Annotated in this window: 19 protein-coding genes and 1 other RNA gene; 2 read left to right on the top strand and 18 right to left on the bottom strand. The window is 64.5% G+C overall.

Annotation, left to right across the window (positions count from 1 at the left end; genetic code table 11):
- Window positions 1–12: 12 nt before the first annotated feature.
- The 4 genes from JX552_RS08485 to JX552_RS08470 all read right to left on the bottom strand — a co-directional run bounded on the left by JX552_RS08485 (window position 13) and on the right by JX552_RS08470 (window position 3,673).
- Window positions 13–816, bottom strand: coding sequence for a crotonase/enoyl-CoA hydratase family protein (locus JX552_RS08485; protein WP_205876924.1), 804 nt, complete (start codon window positions 814–816; stop codon window positions 13–15).
- A 71-nt stretch (window positions 817–887) separates the two neighbouring features.
- The gene (locus tag JX552_RS08480; protein WP_205876923.1) at window positions 888–1,721 is read right to left on the bottom strand and encodes a DUF1206 domain-containing protein; all 834 of its coding nucleotides are present in this window, start codon (window positions 1,719–1,721) and stop codon (window positions 888–890) included.
- 204 nt (window positions 1,722–1,925) lie between these two features.
- Window positions 1,926–3,185: a triacylglycerol lipase LipY gene (lipY, locus tag JX552_RS08475; protein ID WP_241011108.1), complete on the bottom strand. Its 1,260-nt coding sequence runs from the start codon at window positions 3,183–3,185 to the stop codon at window positions 1,926–1,928.
- Window positions 3,186–3,508: 323 nt separating this feature from the next.
- On the bottom strand, window positions 3,509–3,673 hold the full coding sequence (locus JX552_RS08470) for a hypothetical protein (RefSeq protein ID WP_205876921.1): 165 nt from the start codon (window positions 3,671–3,673) through the stop codon (window positions 3,509–3,511).
- 412 nt (window positions 3,674–4,085) lie between these two features.
- Here JX552_RS08470 and JX552_RS08465 point away from each other — a divergent pair, with 412 nt between their 5' ends.
- Complete coding sequence (locus tag JX552_RS08465) at window positions 4,086–4,250, top strand: hypothetical protein (protein ID WP_205876920.1); 165 nt, start codon at window positions 4,086–4,088, stop codon at window positions 4,248–4,250.
- 219 nt (window positions 4,251–4,469) lie between these two features.
- Here the strand turns inward: JX552_RS08465 and JX552_RS33255 are convergent, their stop codons facing one another.
- The 3 genes from JX552_RS33255 to istA form a co-directional block, all read right to left on the bottom strand.
- Complete coding sequence (locus JX552_RS33255) at window positions 4,470–4,592, bottom strand: hypothetical protein (RefSeq protein WP_277396052.1); 123 nt, start codon at window positions 4,590–4,592, stop codon at window positions 4,470–4,472.
- Window positions 4,593–5,023: 431 nt separating this feature from the next.
- Complete coding sequence (locus JX552_RS08460) at window positions 5,024–5,749, bottom strand: ATP-binding protein (protein WP_065137472.1); 726 nt, start codon at window positions 5,747–5,749, stop codon at window positions 5,024–5,026.
- Between the two features lie 47 nt (window positions 5,750–5,796).
- Entirely contained in the window at window positions 5,797–7,314 is a 1,518-nt protein-coding gene (gene istA / locus JX552_RS08455) for an IS21 family transposase (RefSeq protein WP_065137463.1), read from the bottom strand.
- A 304-nt stretch (window positions 7,315–7,618) separates the two neighbouring features.
- Here istA and JX552_RS08450 point away from each other — a divergent pair, with 304 nt between their 5' ends.
- Window positions 7,619–8,410 carry a phosphatidylethanolamine N-methyltransferase family domain-containing protein gene (locus tag JX552_RS08450; protein ID WP_205876919.1) on the top strand — a complete coding sequence of 264 codons (792 nt, stop codon included), beginning with the start codon at window positions 7,619–7,621 and terminating at the stop codon, window positions 8,408–8,410.
- A 34-nt stretch (window positions 8,411–8,444) separates the two neighbouring features.
- Here JX552_RS08450 and JX552_RS08445 read toward each other — a convergent pair whose 3' ends face one another.
- From JX552_RS08445 to ftsE, 11 genes are all read right to left on the bottom strand, one after another.
- Entirely contained in the window at window positions 8,445–8,819 is a 375-nt protein-coding gene (locus tag JX552_RS08445) for an FKBP-type peptidyl-prolyl cis-trans isomerase (protein ID WP_205876918.1), read from the bottom strand.
- An 89-nt stretch (window positions 8,820–8,908) separates the two neighbouring features.
- Window positions 8,909–9,276, bottom strand: a transfer-messenger RNA (tmRNA) gene (ssrA, locus tag JX552_RS08440).
- Between the two features lie 156 nt (window positions 9,277–9,432).
- Entirely contained in the window at window positions 9,433–10,395 is a 963-nt protein-coding gene (locus tag JX552_RS08435) for a ferritin-like domain-containing protein (protein ID WP_205876917.1), read from the bottom strand.
- A 137-nt stretch (window positions 10,396–10,532) separates the two neighbouring features.
- The gene (locus tag JX552_RS08430) at window positions 10,533–11,378 is read right to left on the bottom strand and encodes a maleylpyruvate isomerase family mycothiol-dependent enzyme (protein WP_205876916.1); all 846 of its coding nucleotides are present in this window, start codon (window positions 11,376–11,378) and stop codon (window positions 10,533–10,535) included.
- 77 nt (window positions 11,379–11,455) lie between these two features.
- Window positions 11,456–12,481, bottom strand: coding sequence for a tetratricopeptide repeat protein (locus tag JX552_RS08425; RefSeq protein WP_205876915.1), 1,026 nt, complete (start codon window positions 12,479–12,481; stop codon window positions 11,456–11,458).
- Window positions 12,482–12,593: 112 nt separating this feature from the next.
- On the bottom strand, window positions 12,594–13,007 hold the full coding sequence (locus tag JX552_RS08420) for a hypothetical protein (RefSeq protein ID WP_205876914.1): 414 nt from the start codon (window positions 13,005–13,007) through the stop codon (window positions 12,594–12,596).
- Window positions 13,008–13,055: 48 nt separating this feature from the next.
- Entirely contained in the window at window positions 13,056–13,628 is a 573-nt protein-coding gene (locus JX552_RS08415; protein WP_205876913.1) for a tetratricopeptide repeat protein, read from the bottom strand.
- Window positions 13,628–14,830 (bottom strand): AAA family ATPase, encoded by a 1,203-nt coding sequence (locus JX552_RS08410; protein WP_205876912.1) that lies wholly within the window; start codon window positions 14,828–14,830, stop codon window positions 13,628–13,630. The genes JX552_RS08415 and JX552_RS08410 overlap by 1 nt, the downstream gene beginning before the upstream one ends.
- A complete protein-coding gene (gene smpB / locus JX552_RS08405; RefSeq protein ID WP_205876911.1) occupies window positions 14,830–15,318 on the bottom strand; it encodes an SsrA-binding protein SmpB in 489 nt (162 codons plus the stop codon). Before smpB ends, JX552_RS08410 begins: the two co-directional genes overlap by 1 nt.
- A 2-nt stretch (window positions 15,319–15,320) precedes the next feature.
- On the bottom strand, window positions 15,321–16,214 hold the full coding sequence (ftsX, locus tag JX552_RS08400) for a permease-like cell division protein FtsX (RefSeq protein ID WP_205876910.1): 894 nt from the start codon (window positions 16,212–16,214) through the stop codon (window positions 15,321–15,323).
- Window positions 16,214–16,903: a cell division ATP-binding protein FtsE gene (ftsE, locus tag JX552_RS08395; RefSeq protein ID WP_065135400.1), complete on the bottom strand. Its 690-nt coding sequence runs from the start codon at window positions 16,901–16,903 to the stop codon at window positions 16,214–16,216. Before ftsE ends, ftsX begins: the two co-directional genes overlap by 1 nt.
- Between the last annotated feature and the right edge of the window lie 13 nt (window positions 16,904–16,916).

The following is a 16,916-nucleotide window of genomic DNA, read 5'->3' as shown; positions in this document are numbered from 1 at the left end:
GGTTGGTTCGAGCTAAGCCGGGTCGGTGAACACCGGCCGCTCCCCCGACATCCCAGCCACCACGGCGGCGATCTGGTTGGGCGAGCCGATCAGCCCGGCTTGCAGCTGTGATTCGAGCCCGAGCGCAGACGCGGGGTCGTTGCTGATCCAGGTTTCGTCGTACAGGCGCTTCGCGGCACGGACGGCATCCGGTGACTTTGACGCGATCTCGCCCGCGAGCGCCAGCGCCGCCGACAACGGGTCCGCGGCCGTGCGGGTGATCAAGCCGAGCTCGGAGCCCTCACTGCCGGTAACGATGCGGCCGGTGAACGTCAACTCTTTCGCGACGTCGATCGGTAGAAGTCTCGGCAGTGTCTGGGTGATGCCCATGTCGGGAACGAGTCCCCACTTGATCTCCATGATGCTCAGCTTGGCGTCCGGCGCGGCGATCCGGATGTCTGCGCCGAGCGCGATCTGCAGACCGCCGCCGAAGCAGTTGCCATGGATCGCGGCGATGACGGGTGCCGGTACCAACGACCAGTCGTAACTCACGCGCTGCGCGAGGTTGGCGAGGCGACCTTCATCTCGCGTCAACAGAACGCCCGTGCCTCGTTCGCCGCCCATGAAACTTGCCACGTCCAGACCTGAGCAGAAGCTCTTGCCCTCGCCGTGCAGAACGACCGCGCGGACCGACTTATCACCTGCCAGTTGCTCTGCGGCGTCCACCATGCCTTCGAACATCGCCTGGTCGAGCGCGTTGTGTTTGTCGGCGCGCACCATCGTCACCGTCGCCACGCCGTTTTCTGCGATCCGCACACGGACCCTGTCTTCGCTCACGCATAGCAATGTATCGCGGGACGGACTGAGCCGTTCGTACGTTCGGCCGACAGCAAAAACCGTCTCCTCGCCTAGGTCGCGGGGCGGTAACGCGCCTCGGCGAACGAGAACAAGCCGTAGGCGAACAGGCCGACGGCGATCAGCCAGAGGACCACCTGCCCCCAGCTCTGGCCGGCAAGTTCGGCCAATAGCCCGGACAATCCCTTGGCGTTCTGCGGGTCGAAGGTCAGGCCGGCGATGACGAAGAAGAAGCCGACACCGATGGCCACCAGGCCACTACCCACGTAGCCCGCCCGGCCCAGCGCTTCGACCACCTTCCGCTTGTCACTGCTGAGCGCTCCGGTGCGCTTCATAAAGTCGCAGTTGACGGCGTGCTTGTAGATTTCGTAGCCACCGAAGCCGATCGCGGCGAGACCGACGATCAGCACGATCCACCGTCCGCCGGGCAGACCCATGACCACCCCGGCGGCATGCTGCTGGCCTTCGCCACCGCCACCACTGGGAACCGTGCCGGCATCGCCGCCCCAGTTCGCGACGAGAACCGACAGCGACGCCAGCGCCGCACCGCTGTAGAGAACGCCCTTGCCCGCGTATTTGGCCCGATCGCTGCCGTCAGACCCTTCGATCGGATCACCCGAGACGGCCTGGCTGAATTTCCACACCACCAGTGCGATCAAAGCCACCGTCAAGGCGATCAACAGGAACTTGCCGAACGGGGCCTGCGCGACCGTCTGGATCGCCCCGGTCTTGCTGGCACCGGCCGCAGAGTGATCACCCACCGCGACCTTGATCGCCAGGAAACCCAGGAGTACGTACAGCGCTCCCTTTCCCGTCAGTCCGACCCGCGCGACTTTGGATCTGACGTCTCCCGCATACCCTTGTGCACTGACAGTTGCTCTGCTCATCGCGTACTCGCCTTCGCCTAGTGGACCCCTGCGTAATAGGCAATTACCCACCGCGGGGTCGGGCGATACGCACTCGCGTCAATTCATGTTTGTTCAGCGTCCGAGGCTCGGACCGTGTCGCAGCGCGCATGAAACGGTCGGCCGTTTTCCTTACGTCAATCGTCGGAATCAGTGTTGGGGCGCCCGGAGAAACCCCAGTCAGCATCAGGCTGCGATACCGAGTTCCTGATTGATCTGCGGCCAGTAGAGCGAGCCCCACGGCGTGAACAGCACCCAGTCGTGTACTTGGAAGTTGTCCAGCACGAAGCTCAAAGGGGCCCCCTGGGCTAACGCTGCTTGCTGAAGGACAGACGCCTGGGCCGCGAGTGGATCCCATGAGCCCGAGTAGACATACGTTGGCGGTAGTCCGGCGAGTGACCCATATAGGGGACTCACCAGATAGTTGTTCACGGCCAGATTTCCCGCCCACATATTGGCGAGCTGCATGGACCACACGTCACGCCACGGCGACCCGATGTCCAGCCAGGGAGACAGCAACACCATGCGCGACGGTACGGGGTCGCCCTGGCTCACCATGTATTGGACGGACGCTAGGGCGAGGTTGCCGCCCGCGGAGTCGCCGGTCACGCTGACGTTGGCGGCCCCGTGTTGCGTGACCAGCGAGGAGATGAGGCCGGCCATTGTCGGTACGACCGTGCCGGCGGTACCTCCTTGCCATACCAGCGGGTAAATAGGCACTTCCATCGTCGCGCCGGTTTGGTAGGACATCGCCGAGTAATGGATCCAGTGGAAGATCGAGGGCGGAAGGATAAACCCGCCGCCGTGAATCGCAACTACGTATTCGCCGCTCGGATGAGGCGGGGTGATCTGTACAACGCTCATCCCGTCATAAGCCCCGTACTGGACCGATAGTCCCAGCGGCCAGGTCAAGTACGGTGTCGGGCCGTTGCCGATGTACCACGCCAGCGGCGGGACTTCCAGCAGTCGCCAAAGCGCATTATTTGCCGCTGCAAGCGGTGTTTCGAATCCGGATAAAGCCAGGAGGGATTTCACCGGCCACATCGCAGCTTCCAGACTGTTTGCCAGTGACTGTATGTCGGCGAAGATTCCTACTTGCGCCGCCGCGAAAGGTGCAGCCGCCGGCGCCCCAGAGATACCGGTGAGGAGGGCGTTGGTCACCCGGGTGAATACAAAGGCTTCCGAGAGCGAAGCGTTGGAAGCCTCAGCGGCGACATATTGCCCGGCCGCGCCGGTCAACGCCTGCGCAAACCGCTCTTGAAATGCCGCCGCCTGCGCGCTGAGAGCTTGATAGCCCTGGCCGTGGACGGACCAGAAAGCCGCGATGGCCGCTGACACCTCGTCCTGGGCTGCGGCCAGTACCCCTGTGGTGGCACCCGCCGCGCCCTGGCTGGCCGCCGCGATCGACGAGCCAATCGAAGCCAGGTCGGTCGCCGCCGCGGACATCGTCTCGGGCAGCACAACAACATATGACACCGCACCGCTCCCACCAGCTCAGGGCAACCCGAAGGTGCCCAACCGATACTGATCGCCAGGTAGCCGGAGCTTATGCCCACGCCGCGGGATCTCGTGACAGTTTGCACCAATCGCCCCATCGAGACCGCCGCCAACAGTTAGGTATCGACCTGGCGTCCCAACCACAGAACGCCGCCGTGCGGCTGGGGTGAGCTTCCCGCCAGGTGCGACGCCAACGCGCAACTGGACCACCTTCCGGGCCCGCCTCTTTTGTCGCATGGTCACCATCAGTGAACCCGTCGACGCGAAGAGCGCTACGACCCGTGGCCTCGTTCGGACGGACCACCCTCGCCTAAATCTCGCCCGGCAGCCCGCTGGCTCTGACGGTTCTCATTGAGTCGCTCAATGACGCTGTCAGTGTCGATGTCGGGCAGGCAGAAGTCGTTGCAGGCTGAGCGGATCTCGGCCTCGGTGAACATCGGCACCGGCTCCTTGTCCCCCCAGCCCCAATTGGGGCGGTCTCCGGTCAACGGAACTCCACAGCCACCGATACTCCTTCGGATGTCGTCCGACCTTACGACCAAGATATGCGTCTAATCTGTGTGAGGTTTTCGGGAGGCCCGGTTGTCCGATCTTGGCGCAGCCGGGTCAACCGATTTCTCCCACTGCGCATCCGCCAACAGCCCGCTTGAGCGTCGCGTTCCTCGGGTTCGAGGTTTTCGAGACGCTTGGTCCTCGGCTTTCAGATCAAGGAGCTGATCACGCCACCGGTGGTGGGTGGCCCGGGGCGACACCGCCTCGGCGGCCAGCCACCCACCGCCCGCGTACGCAACCTCTCAGGTCAGAATGGTTAGCGACCGCACCTCCAGTCAGTCGCAAATGAGTCGTGTGATGAGGGGTATGCACGGTGGCCCTGGCGGATACGGCGGCGGAAATCCTTCGATGATGGTCGAGTTGGTCACCGGGCTGTTTTGGTCGAAATACCAAGGGTGGCAGACGTTCATGTCCCAATTGGGCATGTTCTTCATGATCGGTGACCCTGGGCACCATTGGTAGGTGCAACTGTTGGTCGGGGTGGCTAACGTGCTTCCATCCTGGCAGACCATCGGAGCGGGATTAGCCTGGGCGGTACCTGCGGCCAATCCGGAACCGATGAGCAGAGAGCCGACGGTGGTCAGACCCAAAATAGTTAATCGCAACATGGGTTTAGTTTTACGAGCGGTCGCTTGCCCGAGGTTCGCGTTATTCTTGCGGAATTCTTGCGCCGCAGTGCGATTAGCAGTCGTGCAGCTCGAAGATGAACTCGTAGCCGCCGATACCGGCCCGGTCCAGCACGGCTGGGGAATCGGTGGGCGACGATGATGTCTGGCACGGGAACGATCTAGCCGACGCGCTCATCGGAGGGCACCCCCAGGTTGCCAGCCGCGTCAACCGATCTCGAGGAATCGGCACGTCGATGTCGCAGACAGGATGGATCACCGTCCGAACCCACGCCTGTGCCACGGGGTTCTCAACACGTCGAGGACGCTGACGTCACCGGCCACCTGTCCAATCCACTCCCGATATGTCTAAATCATCGGGTGCGGCCGAACGAATTGGCACAATCTGCCCGGCTTCCCGCCCGCGGGTGCGGGAGCTGCGACAAGCGTTGGGAGGACATGAAGGACGGCTAATCCGCACAGCCCCCGCACGCCTCGCTGTCAATGGACAGCTGAAACTGCCCGTGGGTGGACATGAGAACTGCCCGTAGGTGGCCAGTAAGAACTGCCCAGTGGCGGACACGAATCTGCCCATGAGGGTGTGTCCGCCGCCGGTGGTTGTGGCCGTTGTTAGCTCAAGGGTTTGACTCCCTTCCCGTGCAGGGCTTGGGCCAGCCGCACGGAGTCTCCGCTGGTCTGGCACAGGTGCGCGTGATGCAGCAGCCGGTCCACGGTGGCTGTCGCCAACGTCTTGGGCATCAGCTCATCGAAGCCACTGGGGTGCAGGTTTGATGAGATCGCCACCGAGCGCCGTTCATAGGCGGCTTCGACGATGCGGTAGAGCCCTTCAGCGGCATCGGCGCCGACTGGCAACAGTCCAACGTCGTCAATCACCACGAGCTCGGCACGTACGATCTTGGCCACGGCCTTGCCCAACGAATCGTCAGCGCGGTGCGCCCGAACTAGGATCCCGATCTGCTCGAGGGTGAACCACGCCACCGGCATCCCGGCCTCGATGACCTTCTGCCCCAACGCTTCGAGGAAGAATGTCTTGCCGGTGCCAGCGGGCCCGCAGACCACCAGGTTCTCCCTACGACGCACCCACTCCAGGGTCTGCAGCGCCTGTTGGGTCGGTAACGGGATCGACGACGCATTCGGGTCCCACACGTCAAATGTCTTTCCGGTCGGGAAGCCGGCGGCTTTGCGGCGGGCGGCCAGCATGGATCGGGCCCGGCCGGCGGCTTCCTCGGTCAGCAGCGCTTTGATGACCTCGGTGGGGTCCCAGCGTTGAGCTCGGGCGGTGGCCAGCACGTCGGCGGCGATCGCGCGGGCGTGCGGCAACCGCAGCCCACGCATCAGCGCTTCGACGTCGGCGGGTAGCGGCTTGGTGGTCGTGGTGGTGGTCACGCGATGCCTGCCTCGTCAGCGTCGATAACGGTGCGCCCGAACAAGTTCCACCCGCTGGTGCCTTGCGCCAGGGAGGTGTCTTCGTCGGCGCCGCGGCGGGTGGGGTCCATGCCCTTGCTGGCGAGGATGGAATCGAGGTCGCCGGTGGCAAAGCGGCCGTGCACGGCGGCATGACCGAGCGCCCAGTCGACATCGGCGCGGCCGGCCAGCGCGGATAGTTCGACCGCGTGGGCCATCTTCTGCAGGATTCGTTCGGTGCCGACGGCGGCGGCTTCTTTGAGCCACACCGCCGCACCCGGCCCCAGCGCCAGGAACGTCTGCTCACTGACGGTGCGGGCCCGCACCCGGTAATCACCGGGCACCCTGTCCCGATGCTCAGGGAAGTGGTCATCGTTGATGGCGGGGCTACCGGGGGTGGCGCGGCGGTGCCGGGCCACCTCCACTGGGCCGCCGTCATCAAGGGCGCAGATCACCACCTCATCGGTGCTGTCGTGGTCGCGGATCCACACTGTCTGGCCCAGAAGGATTGCGGGCAGCGAGTATTGGCAGTGGTCGAAGGTGACCATCGGGGTGTTGTCGGGAACCCGGCGGGTCACCCCCAACGCGGCGGTGTGGGGCAGGTCAGGGACCGCGTGCAGGGCCGGGCGTTCCTGAGTGAGCATCTCGGCCGGCCGGCGTCCCGTGATTCGGTGCACGCGGGCGTTGATCTCGGTGGTGAACCCGGCGCATGCGGCTTCGACGTCGGCGAACGAGTCGTACTGCGGCAGCAGGTTGGTCTGGGTAGGGACGATGTCGGCTTTGGCGAGTTTCACCGCGTTCTCCACTCCACCCTTGGTGGCTGGGTCGGCGGGTTCACACGTCAGCACCGAAATGCCGTAGTAGCGGCCGAAGGTGACCGCGGCGCGGTTGCGGACCGGAACTCCAGCGATGTGTCCAGTTGTGACGGTCTTCTCGTTGTCGGTGAGCAGGTAGGTCGGAGCACCGCCGATGACGCGGAAGATCCGGTCCAGGCCGGCGAACACACTGGGCGCAGTGCGGTCGCGCAACGCGATCACCACCCGATAGCGGCTCCAGGCCAGCCAGGCCACGAGAAGCACGATCTTGCGGCCGGCGACAAGGGGGCCGTCGGCGAAGTCGTACTGTAGCCATAGTCCGGGTTCGGTAATCCAGGGCCGGTGCACGCGTGTATTGCCCAGTCGCCATTGCGCTTTGATCTCCGCCAGCGCGCGGCGGGTAGTGCGGTCGGTACCGGTGTAGCCCAACGCCACCAACTTGTCGTGGGCTTTGTCGCCGCGGATCTTGCCCTTCGAATCAGCCACCCAGGTTTCCAGCAGGTCGCGCCAGTCGTCGATCATTCGGGCCCGCCGCGTGGCCGGCGGCAGGCCGGCGTCGCGGTCTTCGACCGCTTTCTTCACGGTGTGGTGCGAGCACCCGCACAGCTCGGCCGCGGCGCGGTAGGAGCCGGTCAGGTCGTAGGCATTGAGTATTTCCATGAGTTCTCCGTCAGACTTCAAGTAGGTCTCTCCTGGGGTTGTCGGGTCGACTAGGCATCGACATCGAAACCGCAGGAGAGGCCGCAACGGCGCTGACGCGCCGAACGGCATCAAGTAGGTCTGGGCAGATTCATGGCCGCCTGCGGGCACTTTCGTGTCCGCCGGTGGGCAGTTCTTATTGGCCGCGAATGGGCACTTTCATGTCCGCCAGTGGGCAGTTTTTCATGTCCGCCGACACCTCGCTGATCGCGTACTAGTAGAAGGTGTTTTGGTGCGGCAGGCGTAGCTCAACCGCTCAACGATGTCGAGTCTCGAAGGGAGCTTGATGAACTGGTACACCGGCAACACCACGTACGACACCGTTGTCACGATGGGTCTGGTCATCGCGGCATTGGTGATCATCGGCGGCCTGTTCCGGCAGAGTCCGTACGGCCGATTCGGCGCTACGGCGCGCGGCGTGAATCTCAATCCCAAGCTCGGCTGGTGGCTGATGGAGATACCCGCAACCGTGGTGTTCGCGATTTTCTTCCTCACCGGGCCGCGCCGATTCGACGTCACGCCGCTGGTACTCGCGGCCATCTGGCTGATGCACTACGGCAACCGGGGTTGGTTCTTCCCGTTGTCGATCAGGCAGGTGCCGGGCAAGCGCGGCAGCTTCAACATCGTCGTGCTCGCCTTCGGCATGGTGATCACCACGATGCACGGCTATCTCAACGGAGCGTTCTTCAGCCACGACTACAAGCATCAGTACGGCGCCGATTGGCTGACCGATCCACGGTTTCTTGTCGGGCTGGTCGTTTACCTCGGCGGATTCGTCCTGCTGGTCCGGTCGGAATCGATCGTGCGCAACCTGCGCGATAAGGCGAACCCGGGCGCAACCGAGTACAAGATCCCGTACGGCGGGGGGTTCCGGTTCGTCACCAGCCCGGCCTACCTGGGCGAGCTGATCGCGTGGGCCGGGTTTGCCCTGCTGACGTGGTCGCTGGCCGGCGTGATCATCTTTCTGATCACGGCAGGCAATCTGATCCCGCGGGCGTTCGCCACACACAAGTGGTACCGGGAGAAGTTTTCTGACTACCCACCCGAGCGAAAAGCGTTGATACCCGGACTGATCTGATCTACCGGGAATTCACCGCACTTGCTGCTCGTCGCTATCTGACTTCGAGCAGATCCACCACGAAAATCAGCGATTCGCCGGGCTTGATGACGCCACCAGCGCCACGATCGCCGTACGCGAGGTGGGCCGGGATCAGCAGCTGCCGGCGACCGCCGACCTTCATGCCCTGCACACCCTGGTCCCAGCCCTGGATGACCTGGCCGACGCCGAGCCGGAACGTCAACGGCTCACCGCGGTTGTAGGAAGCATCGAACTCCTCGCCGGTGGAGTGGGCCACGCCGACGTAGTGCACGACCACAGTCTTACCGGAGGTGGCCTCCGCGCCGGCGCCCTCGACGACGTCGGTGATGACCAGGTCGGTGGGCGGCTCTCCGCCGGGGAAATCGATCTCGGGCTTGTCTGCAGTCATGCTCACCACCCTGACAGATGGTCGCCAGTGGGCCAGCCGGAGGGTCGTTTCAAGAAGGGTGTAAAGCCCAGCGGGATCACTGCCCTCGTTGGTGGAGCTGCCGGGAATCGAACCCGGGTCCTACGGCATTCCCTCAAGGCTTCTCCGTGCGCAGTCCGCTATGTCTCTGCTCGGATCTCCTGGTCACGCGAACTAGCCAGGATGACGATCCCAGTCGCTGTTGGTGTCCCGATGAGTCCCGCGACCGAACTCATCGGTGGATCCCTCTAGCTGATGCCGGGGTCCGGGCCGAGGGCGTTCCCGGTCCGACAGACTAGCCGTCGCTTAGGCAGCGAGAGCGTAGTCGCGCTGATGTGAATCGGCGCTTATATGGTTGCAACGACGCTTACGGTGGTCTCTTGCCTGCACCGGCACGCTTCCCTTGATTCGATGCGCGAAGTCGAAACCGTTCAGCCCCTTGTCTTTGTTGCTTCGAGCATCCCCACCGATTACTCAGCAGGACTCCCAATGGTACGCCTCTATCAACCAGCGGCAACGCATTTATCTTCCCCCGGCCACCCACGACCAAGCCCCCCCGGTTAGCGGACCGGGGGGACTCGATCGAGACATCGTGCTAGCTGATGCCGACGGCTTCCTTCGCGATGGCGGCGACGCGGGTCTGCGCAGCCGAGACGATGCGCGCCCGATCCTTGTGCGCCTCCTCGTAGGCGATCATGACGCGCACGTCGCGAGGTGCGGTCAGGTCCTTGATCGCAGCGACCGCATCGCTGACGTTCAGGTCGTCATAGTTCTTGATCGGCAACTCGCTGGCGTCCAGGACGCCCACCGCCTCACGACCCTCGTGCAGCGCGTCGGCCGCGCCGTCTGCGCCCTCGTTACGGGTGACGCGCTCGGCCGCACGCAGCGCAGCGTTCTGCGACGCGGAGAAGGCCTTGGCAGCGATCTTGCTGGCGTTCCCGCCGCGCTCCACCAACTCCCGGAACGCCGGGCCGGCGTTGCGCAGGCTCTCGACGGCGCGGTCGATGCCGCGGGCCGACCAGGTGACCGGCAGGTTGACCAGCTTCACTGCAGTGCCAGCGGCAGCCTGCACCGGGGTGCGACGCAGCGCCGCCGGACCGCCGAGCGCGTCTTCGGCAAGCACCGTGGTCAGCCATTCCACCGTCGCCGTGTGCGCGGTGATCAGACGGTCGGCCAGGTTCTCGACGTTCTTGTTCTTGGCGGCGATCGCCAGGGCCTTGGTGTAGCGAGCGCGGTCCAGCAGCTGGTCTTCGAGCGCGAGGTCACCCAGCAGCGCCTCGTCGAACGGCTCTGCCTGCTCGGTCAGCGCCTTGACGGCAGCGGCCGCACGACCCAGGAACGGGCCGATTACGTCCGGGAAGCCGCCCAGGTCCCGGATCGACGCCTGAATGGATTCTGCTCGCTTGCGGCCATTTTCAGCATTCTGGGTGAGCTCGCGGCGTACCGCCTCCGTGCGAGCCTGAATCACCCGAGTCTCGGCGATTTGGATTTCGGTGTTGGTCAGATCGAGCAGAGTGCGAAGCTGCGCGAGCAGTCTGGTCGTATCTGGTGCAGTCATTATGTGTAGACCTCCCTGAGTCTTACGGATTTAGTCGGCGCAAAGGCACCCGTAACTCACGGCTACCCATCTAGACCGAGGCGTAACATCTGCGAGCCAGGTGTGATCCAAGTCGCTCCGTGCGACGAAAAGTGCTGTCAAATAACGAAGTTGAGACGCTCGGCGATCCGGCCGGCCACGTCTTGGTCACCGATCAGTTCGACGTCCTGGCTCCGCAGCGGGCACAACGGGCGCCCGCCGGCAAGCCGGGTGAACTGCAACGCGTCGACCCGGATCGTTGCCGTCGGGTCTGCGCCGCCGAAGTCGTCGACCAGCTGAGCCCGACCGTCGACGCTGACCCGCACCTGGCGCGGATGCGGCCCGGTCAGGTCGAACAGGACCCGCGAACCTTCGGGCGCTTTCGCCAGTTTCCCGACGACGAATCCCATCGACGTCTCGACCTCGTCGAGCGACAACCGCAACGCTGGTCCCTGAAGTTCTTCGACCGACGAAGGCTGTTGCAGACCGATCCGGATGTCCTGCTCGTGCATCCAGCAGTCGAACACCCGGATACGCATGAAGCGTCCGTAGCTGTCCGGTCCGGCGGGGGTGAAGGACACGACGTTCCACTCGTCGTCGGACATGCTCTCCAACGCTTTGCGACGTGCGCCGGTGACCTCGCGGAACTTGGCCAGCACCTGCGCACCCGATTCCCCGCTCAAGTGACGAACCCAGCACTCGTTCATCACCCCGATGTCGTTGCGCACATGGTCGAGCGCTTTGACGTCGATGTCGGGTTCGGGCGGGCTGATGCCCTGCAGAAACGACTCGGTGCCGATGATGTGAGACACCACCGCTTTGACGTCCCACCCGGCCAGCGCGCTCGGCGTCTGCCAATCCGCCTCCGACAACCCGCTCAGCAGCGCATCGAGATCGTCCCAGACGGCGAACAGACCTGTCAGGACGTCGGACTTGTCGAGCAGGGTCACGGGACGTTCGGCCATGGATCGGATCCTAGTGGCGATTACAAGGACGGCGAAGCCGGCCGAAGCGGGTCGCCACCATCCCGAGGAGCCACCACCTAGACGAACAGGCCGAACCGCACGATGAACAGTCCGCTGACGGCGACGAGCACTCCTGCCGGGATTGCCCACGGCCCGCCGAAGACCACTGTGCACGCCCCAACGACCGCCGCCAGCACCGCATGCACGATGCGCACCACTACACCCGGCCGGCTTCGTGCGGCTGAGGCCAACGTTCGGCGCGGTACCGTGCGCAGCAGCCAGACGAAGTTGCCGATCAGCACCACAAGGCCAATCACGATCAGCATCTGCATCATCACGGTGCGGAAATCCGCGCCGCGCGAGGAACCGACGAACGCCGACAAGATGCCCACGACCAGTGCCAGCACCGTGACCCGCCGCAAGATCGTCGCCAGAACCGCACCGATGTTGCGGCGGACCAGGTTTCCGAGCGCCGGGTCGTTGCCCGCGGCCCCGAGAAACCCTCGCAACGCGTGACCGAACTTGCCGCCCCGAAGCCGATTGACAGCTAGGTTGTTCAACGCTTCGGCGTTACCAGGATCCAACGACAGCGCCCGCTCGTATGACGCGGAAGACTCTGCGATGCGGCCGAGATCATGCAGGATGGCGCCGCGCAACACCAGCGTGTCGACATCGGCGGGCGAGAGCCGCAGCGCCTCGTCGACCTCGACCAGTGCGTCGGGAAAGCGGCGGGCCTTCTGCAGCACCCGGGCGTAAAGCCGATGCGCTAGAACCTCATTCGGGTGGGTGGTCACCGTCTTCCACGCCATCCACAGCGCCTCGTAACCACGGCCCTGCCCGTCCAGTGCCAGCGTATAGATCCGCATGGCCAGTTCGTCATGGGGTGCGGCGGACAGCGCGGTGTAGGCGATGGAACCGGCCTGTGCGTAGTCGCCGAGCAGGTATTCGATGCGCGCCTGATGTGCCAGCAGCCCCGGATCCTCGGGGTGTTCGGCCAGCACCTGACGGAGCACCTCACCGGCACGGTGGTAGTTCTTCGATTCGATGTACGCGTTGGCGACCGCGATGGCCTCGGCCACCGGGTCGGGGCCGGGCTGAGTCATTGACGGATTATCCTGCGCGGCAGTCGCTTTACGATCGCGAACCACGCCTCGGCGCAGAAACGGATCGGCGCGGGCGACATTGTGGGAGCCGACATGGTCGAATATTAGGCTTTCAATTGCCGGTCATCAGTCCCGCGAACGCGAAAAGGACTCCACTCGTGGCAAGCAACACCCCCGACTTACTGATCAAGTCGGGTCCGCCGAATACCACGACGCAACCTGCCAGCAACACCGTCAAGAAGGCATGACTGAGGCGGACAGCCAGGTAGCCGTGCTGCCTGAACACCGTTTTCAACAACCCCGGCGGGATAGGACGGAAGTACCAGGAAATGGTGGCAAGAAGCAGCATGATGACCAGACCACCGATCAGCCTCGGCGTGACCGTTGAATGACCGTCATTGCGCAGAGACCACACCACAGACATGAGCACACCGAGGACGATTGCCAGCAGGGTGATTCGGCGCGCCGCCCTTACCGCGACCGTGCCGATGTTTCGGCGGATGAGATCACCAAGAGCCGGGTCCATTGCCCCGGCGCTCAGGAGTCCTCGGATGGATCGGGTCAGCCTGCCGCTCTAAAGCCGGTTCACAGCCAGGTTGTGGGTAGCCTCCGCGCTATCGGGATCCAGTGAAAGCGCCCGCCCATATGCGGCGTTGGACTGTCGCACCAAGTCGAGGTCGTACAGAATACGACCCCGCAAGATCAGAGCTTCAACGTCTGCCGGCGCGAGCCGCAGCGCTGCGTCCACCTCGACAAGTGCCTCCTCACACAACCGCGCCTTGCGCAGCAGCAACGCGTAAAGCCGATGCGCCAGAGCTTCATTCGGGTGCTCGGCCACCGTCCGCCAGGCCATCCGCATTGCTTCCTGACCGCGTCCCTGGCCGTCCAGCGCCAGGGTGTAGATACGCATGGCGAGTTCGTCGTGCGGAGCCGCGGACAGGGCGGCGTAGGCGCTCGCCGCCGCCTGGGCATGGTCTTCAAGCAAATACTCAGCACGCGCGTAGTGCGCCAGCAGCCCCGGATCGTTGGGATGTGCGGCCAGCACCTGGCGCAGCACGTCACGCGCGCGCGAGTAGTTCTTGGACGCGATGTACGCGTCGGCGACCACGATGGCCTCGGCCACCGAGGCGGGGCCAGGCTGGGTCATTACCGAGTTTTCCTGCGGCGCAGATACTTCGCCAGGTCGTCGTAGCTCCCGTCGTTGTTGGCAAATTCGACGACGTTGCGCGCGGTCTCGAACCACGGCCCGGTGCTGGGCCGGATCTGCTTAAGGGATGCGTTGACGTCGGCCATCGAGACGGGACGGACCTGTCCGCTGCGCATGGAGTCGGCCATCGCCAATTGTGTTGCGCTGTCGCAGACGTGGGCTAGGTCGGCACCCGAGAACCCCTCGGTGCGCCCGGCAACGGCCTTGAGGTCGATGCCGGCCGCCGGCCGATCCCGCAGGTGGTAACGGATGATGCTGGCCCTGGCCTCGGCGTCGGGCAGTCCGACGAAGATGGTCCGGTCGAAGCGCCCGGGCCTGCGCAACGCCGGGTCGACATCCCACGGGGCGTTCGTCGCGCCGAGCACGTACACGCCGTCGTTCGCCGAACCGGCCGAGTCGAGTTCCTCCAGCAGCGCGTTGACCACGGTGCGTATTCCGGAGTTGCCGCCGAGCGCCGAGCGGCGATGACCCAGCGCATCGACTTCATCGAAGAACAACACGCAGGGCGCATTACGGCGGGCAACGTCGAAGACCGCGCGGACGCTGCGTTCGCTCTCCCCCAACCAGCGGCTCAGGACGTCGGCGATTCCCACGTGGTAGAAGCCGGCGCCCAGCTCACCCGAAATTGCCTTGGCGATATGCGTTTTGCCGCATCCTGGCGGTCCGTACAGCAGCAGCCCGCCGCGGGCCGAGATCTTGAACGCCTTCATCAGGTCGGGGTTGCGGATCGGGCCCAGCAGCGAAAGTTCAAGCTGCTGTTTGACATCGGCCATGCCGGCGACGTCGGCCAGGCGCACGGTGCTGCGTTCCAGCACGTCGTAGTCACCCTCGTTCACAACCTCAGCGCTGTCCTCGACGAACGCGGGCTCGATGATGTCGGCGACCTGTTGTTCGGCGCTCGACCAGTCGAACTGCGGCCCGACCGCCCCCGCCCCCGACAGCGCCGCGCTACAGCGCTGCAACAGGCTGAGCGCGTCGGCGTTGCCGGCCTGATGCGTCAGTGCGGCGCTGCAGTGTCCGACGGCCTCGGCGTAGCGCCCCTTGTCTGCCAGCAACCGCGCGAGATGTACCCGCAGCTCGACCACGTCGGGGCTGCGCTCGACCGCCGCGGAGAGCTCCCTGATGACGGGGTCTTCGGCCATCAACCCATGCCCTTGGCCCGGCGGCCGAGTTCCCGGATCACCTCGCGCTGGGCGTCGCGCTTGGCCAGGTCCTGACGCTTGTCGTGCGCGTGCTTGCCGCGGCCCAGCGCCAGCTCGACCTTGACCTTGCCCTCGAAGAAGTACATCGACAGCGGCACCAACGCGTAGTTACCCTCGCGGATCTTGCCGATCAGGGTGTCGATCTGGCGGCGGTGCAGCAGCAGCTTGCGGTTGCGCCGCGGTTCGTGGTTGGTCCAGCTGCCGTGCCGGTATTCCGGAATGTGCACATTGCGCAGCCAGATCTCGCCGTCGTCGACGGTCGCGAACGCGTCGACCAGCGACGCGTGTCCCTCGCGCAGACTCTTGACCTCGGTGCCCTGCAGCGCGATGCCCGCCTCGAACACCTCGAGAATCGAGTAGTTGTGCCGAGCCTTGCGGTTGCTGGCGATGATCTGTCTGCCGTCGCTACGGCGCGCCTTGGTGGCCACCGCTACCGCCGTATGTAGAGGCGCAGCGTCGCGTACGCCGTCAACCCCGACATCGCGACGCCGAGCAGCAGCAGGATCGGAGAGATGTACACGATGTCGGCGTAGTCGACCTTGGCGATCAGATGCGCTTGGTAGAACTGGCTCAGCGCGCCCTCCAGGAACAACGCGCGCACCAGAATCAGCCCGACGATCGCGATCACCACACCGATCGTCGCCGCCAGTACCGCCTCCACCAGGAACGGCAACTGCGTGTACCAACGGCTGGCCCCGACCAGTCGCATGATGCCGATCTCGGTGCGGCGCGTATACGCGGCGACCTGCACCATATTGGCGATCAGCAGAATCGCCCCGATGGCCTGCACCAGCGCGACCGCGAACGCGGCATTACTCAACCCGTCCAGCACCGCGAACAGCCGGTCGATCAGTTGTTTCTCGTTGAGGATGCCGCGCACCCCCGGCTGACCCTCCATCGCGGCAGCGAACTCCGCGTGCTGGTCGGGGTTGCTCAGCTTGACGATGAACGACGCCGGGAAAGAGTCCTTCCCCGCGACGTCCTTGAACTCCGGAAACTTCTTGATCGCGTCGGCGTAGGCGTCCTGCTGGTTGATGAACCGCACGGACTTGACATCCTGACGGCCCTCGATCTTGTTACGCAGTGCCTTACAGACATCGCCGTTGCAGGTGGGATCGTTGGCCGACACATCTTCGGTGAGATACACCTGCGTCTCGACGCGGTCGAGGTAGATGGCCCGCGAGTTGTCGGCCAACCGCACGACCAGCAGCCCACCACCGAACAGGCCAATGGAGATCGCGGTGGTCAGGATCATCGCGATCGTCATGGTGACGTTGCGACGAAGGCCGGTGACGACCTCGTTGAGGAGGAATCCGACGCGCACTAGCGATCCATCCCGTAGACGCCGCGCTGTTCGTCGCGAACCAGCCTGCCCAATGACAACTCGACCACGCGCTGGCGCATCGCGTCCACGATGTGATGGTCGTGGGTGGCCATCAACACCGTCGTCCCGGTGCGGTTGATCCGCTCCAACAAATCCATGATGTCCTTACTGGTGTCTGGGTCGAGGTTGCCGGTGGGCTCATCGGCCAGTAGTACCAACGGCCGGTTGACGTACGCGCGGGCGATGGCGACCCGCTGCTGCTCACCACCGGAGAGTTCGTGCGGCAGCCGATTGGCCTTGCCTGACAGGCCGACCGTCTCGAGCACCTCGGGGACCACCCGGTTGATCGCGTCGGCGCGGCGGCCGATGACCTCCAGCGCGAAGGCGACGTTGTCGTAGACCGTCTTCTGCTGCAGCAACCGGAAGTCCTGGAAGACACAGCCCATCACCTGGCGAAGCTTGGGCACGTTGCGCCCGCGCAGCTTGTTGACGTGAAACTTCGAGACCCGGATATCGCCGGTGGTCGGGGTCTCCGCGGCCAGCAAGAGCCGCATGAACGTCGACTTGCCCGATCCCGACGGACCGATGAGGAAAACGAACTCACCCTTGTCGATCTTGACGTTGATGTCATCCAAAGCCGGACGTGCCGACGATTTGTACTGCTTGGTGACATGTTCCAGGGTGATCATCACGGCACGCCAG

Origin of the sequence: Mycobacterium gordonae (genome assembly GCF_017086405.1) — a bacterium.
Classification (GTDB): Bacteria; Actinomycetota; Actinomycetes; order Mycobacteriales; family Mycobacteriaceae; genus Mycobacterium; species Mycobacterium gordonae_D.
The sequence above is the reverse complement of the archived record's forward strand: the minus strand, read 5'-3'. Positions and strand labels throughout refer to the sequence as shown.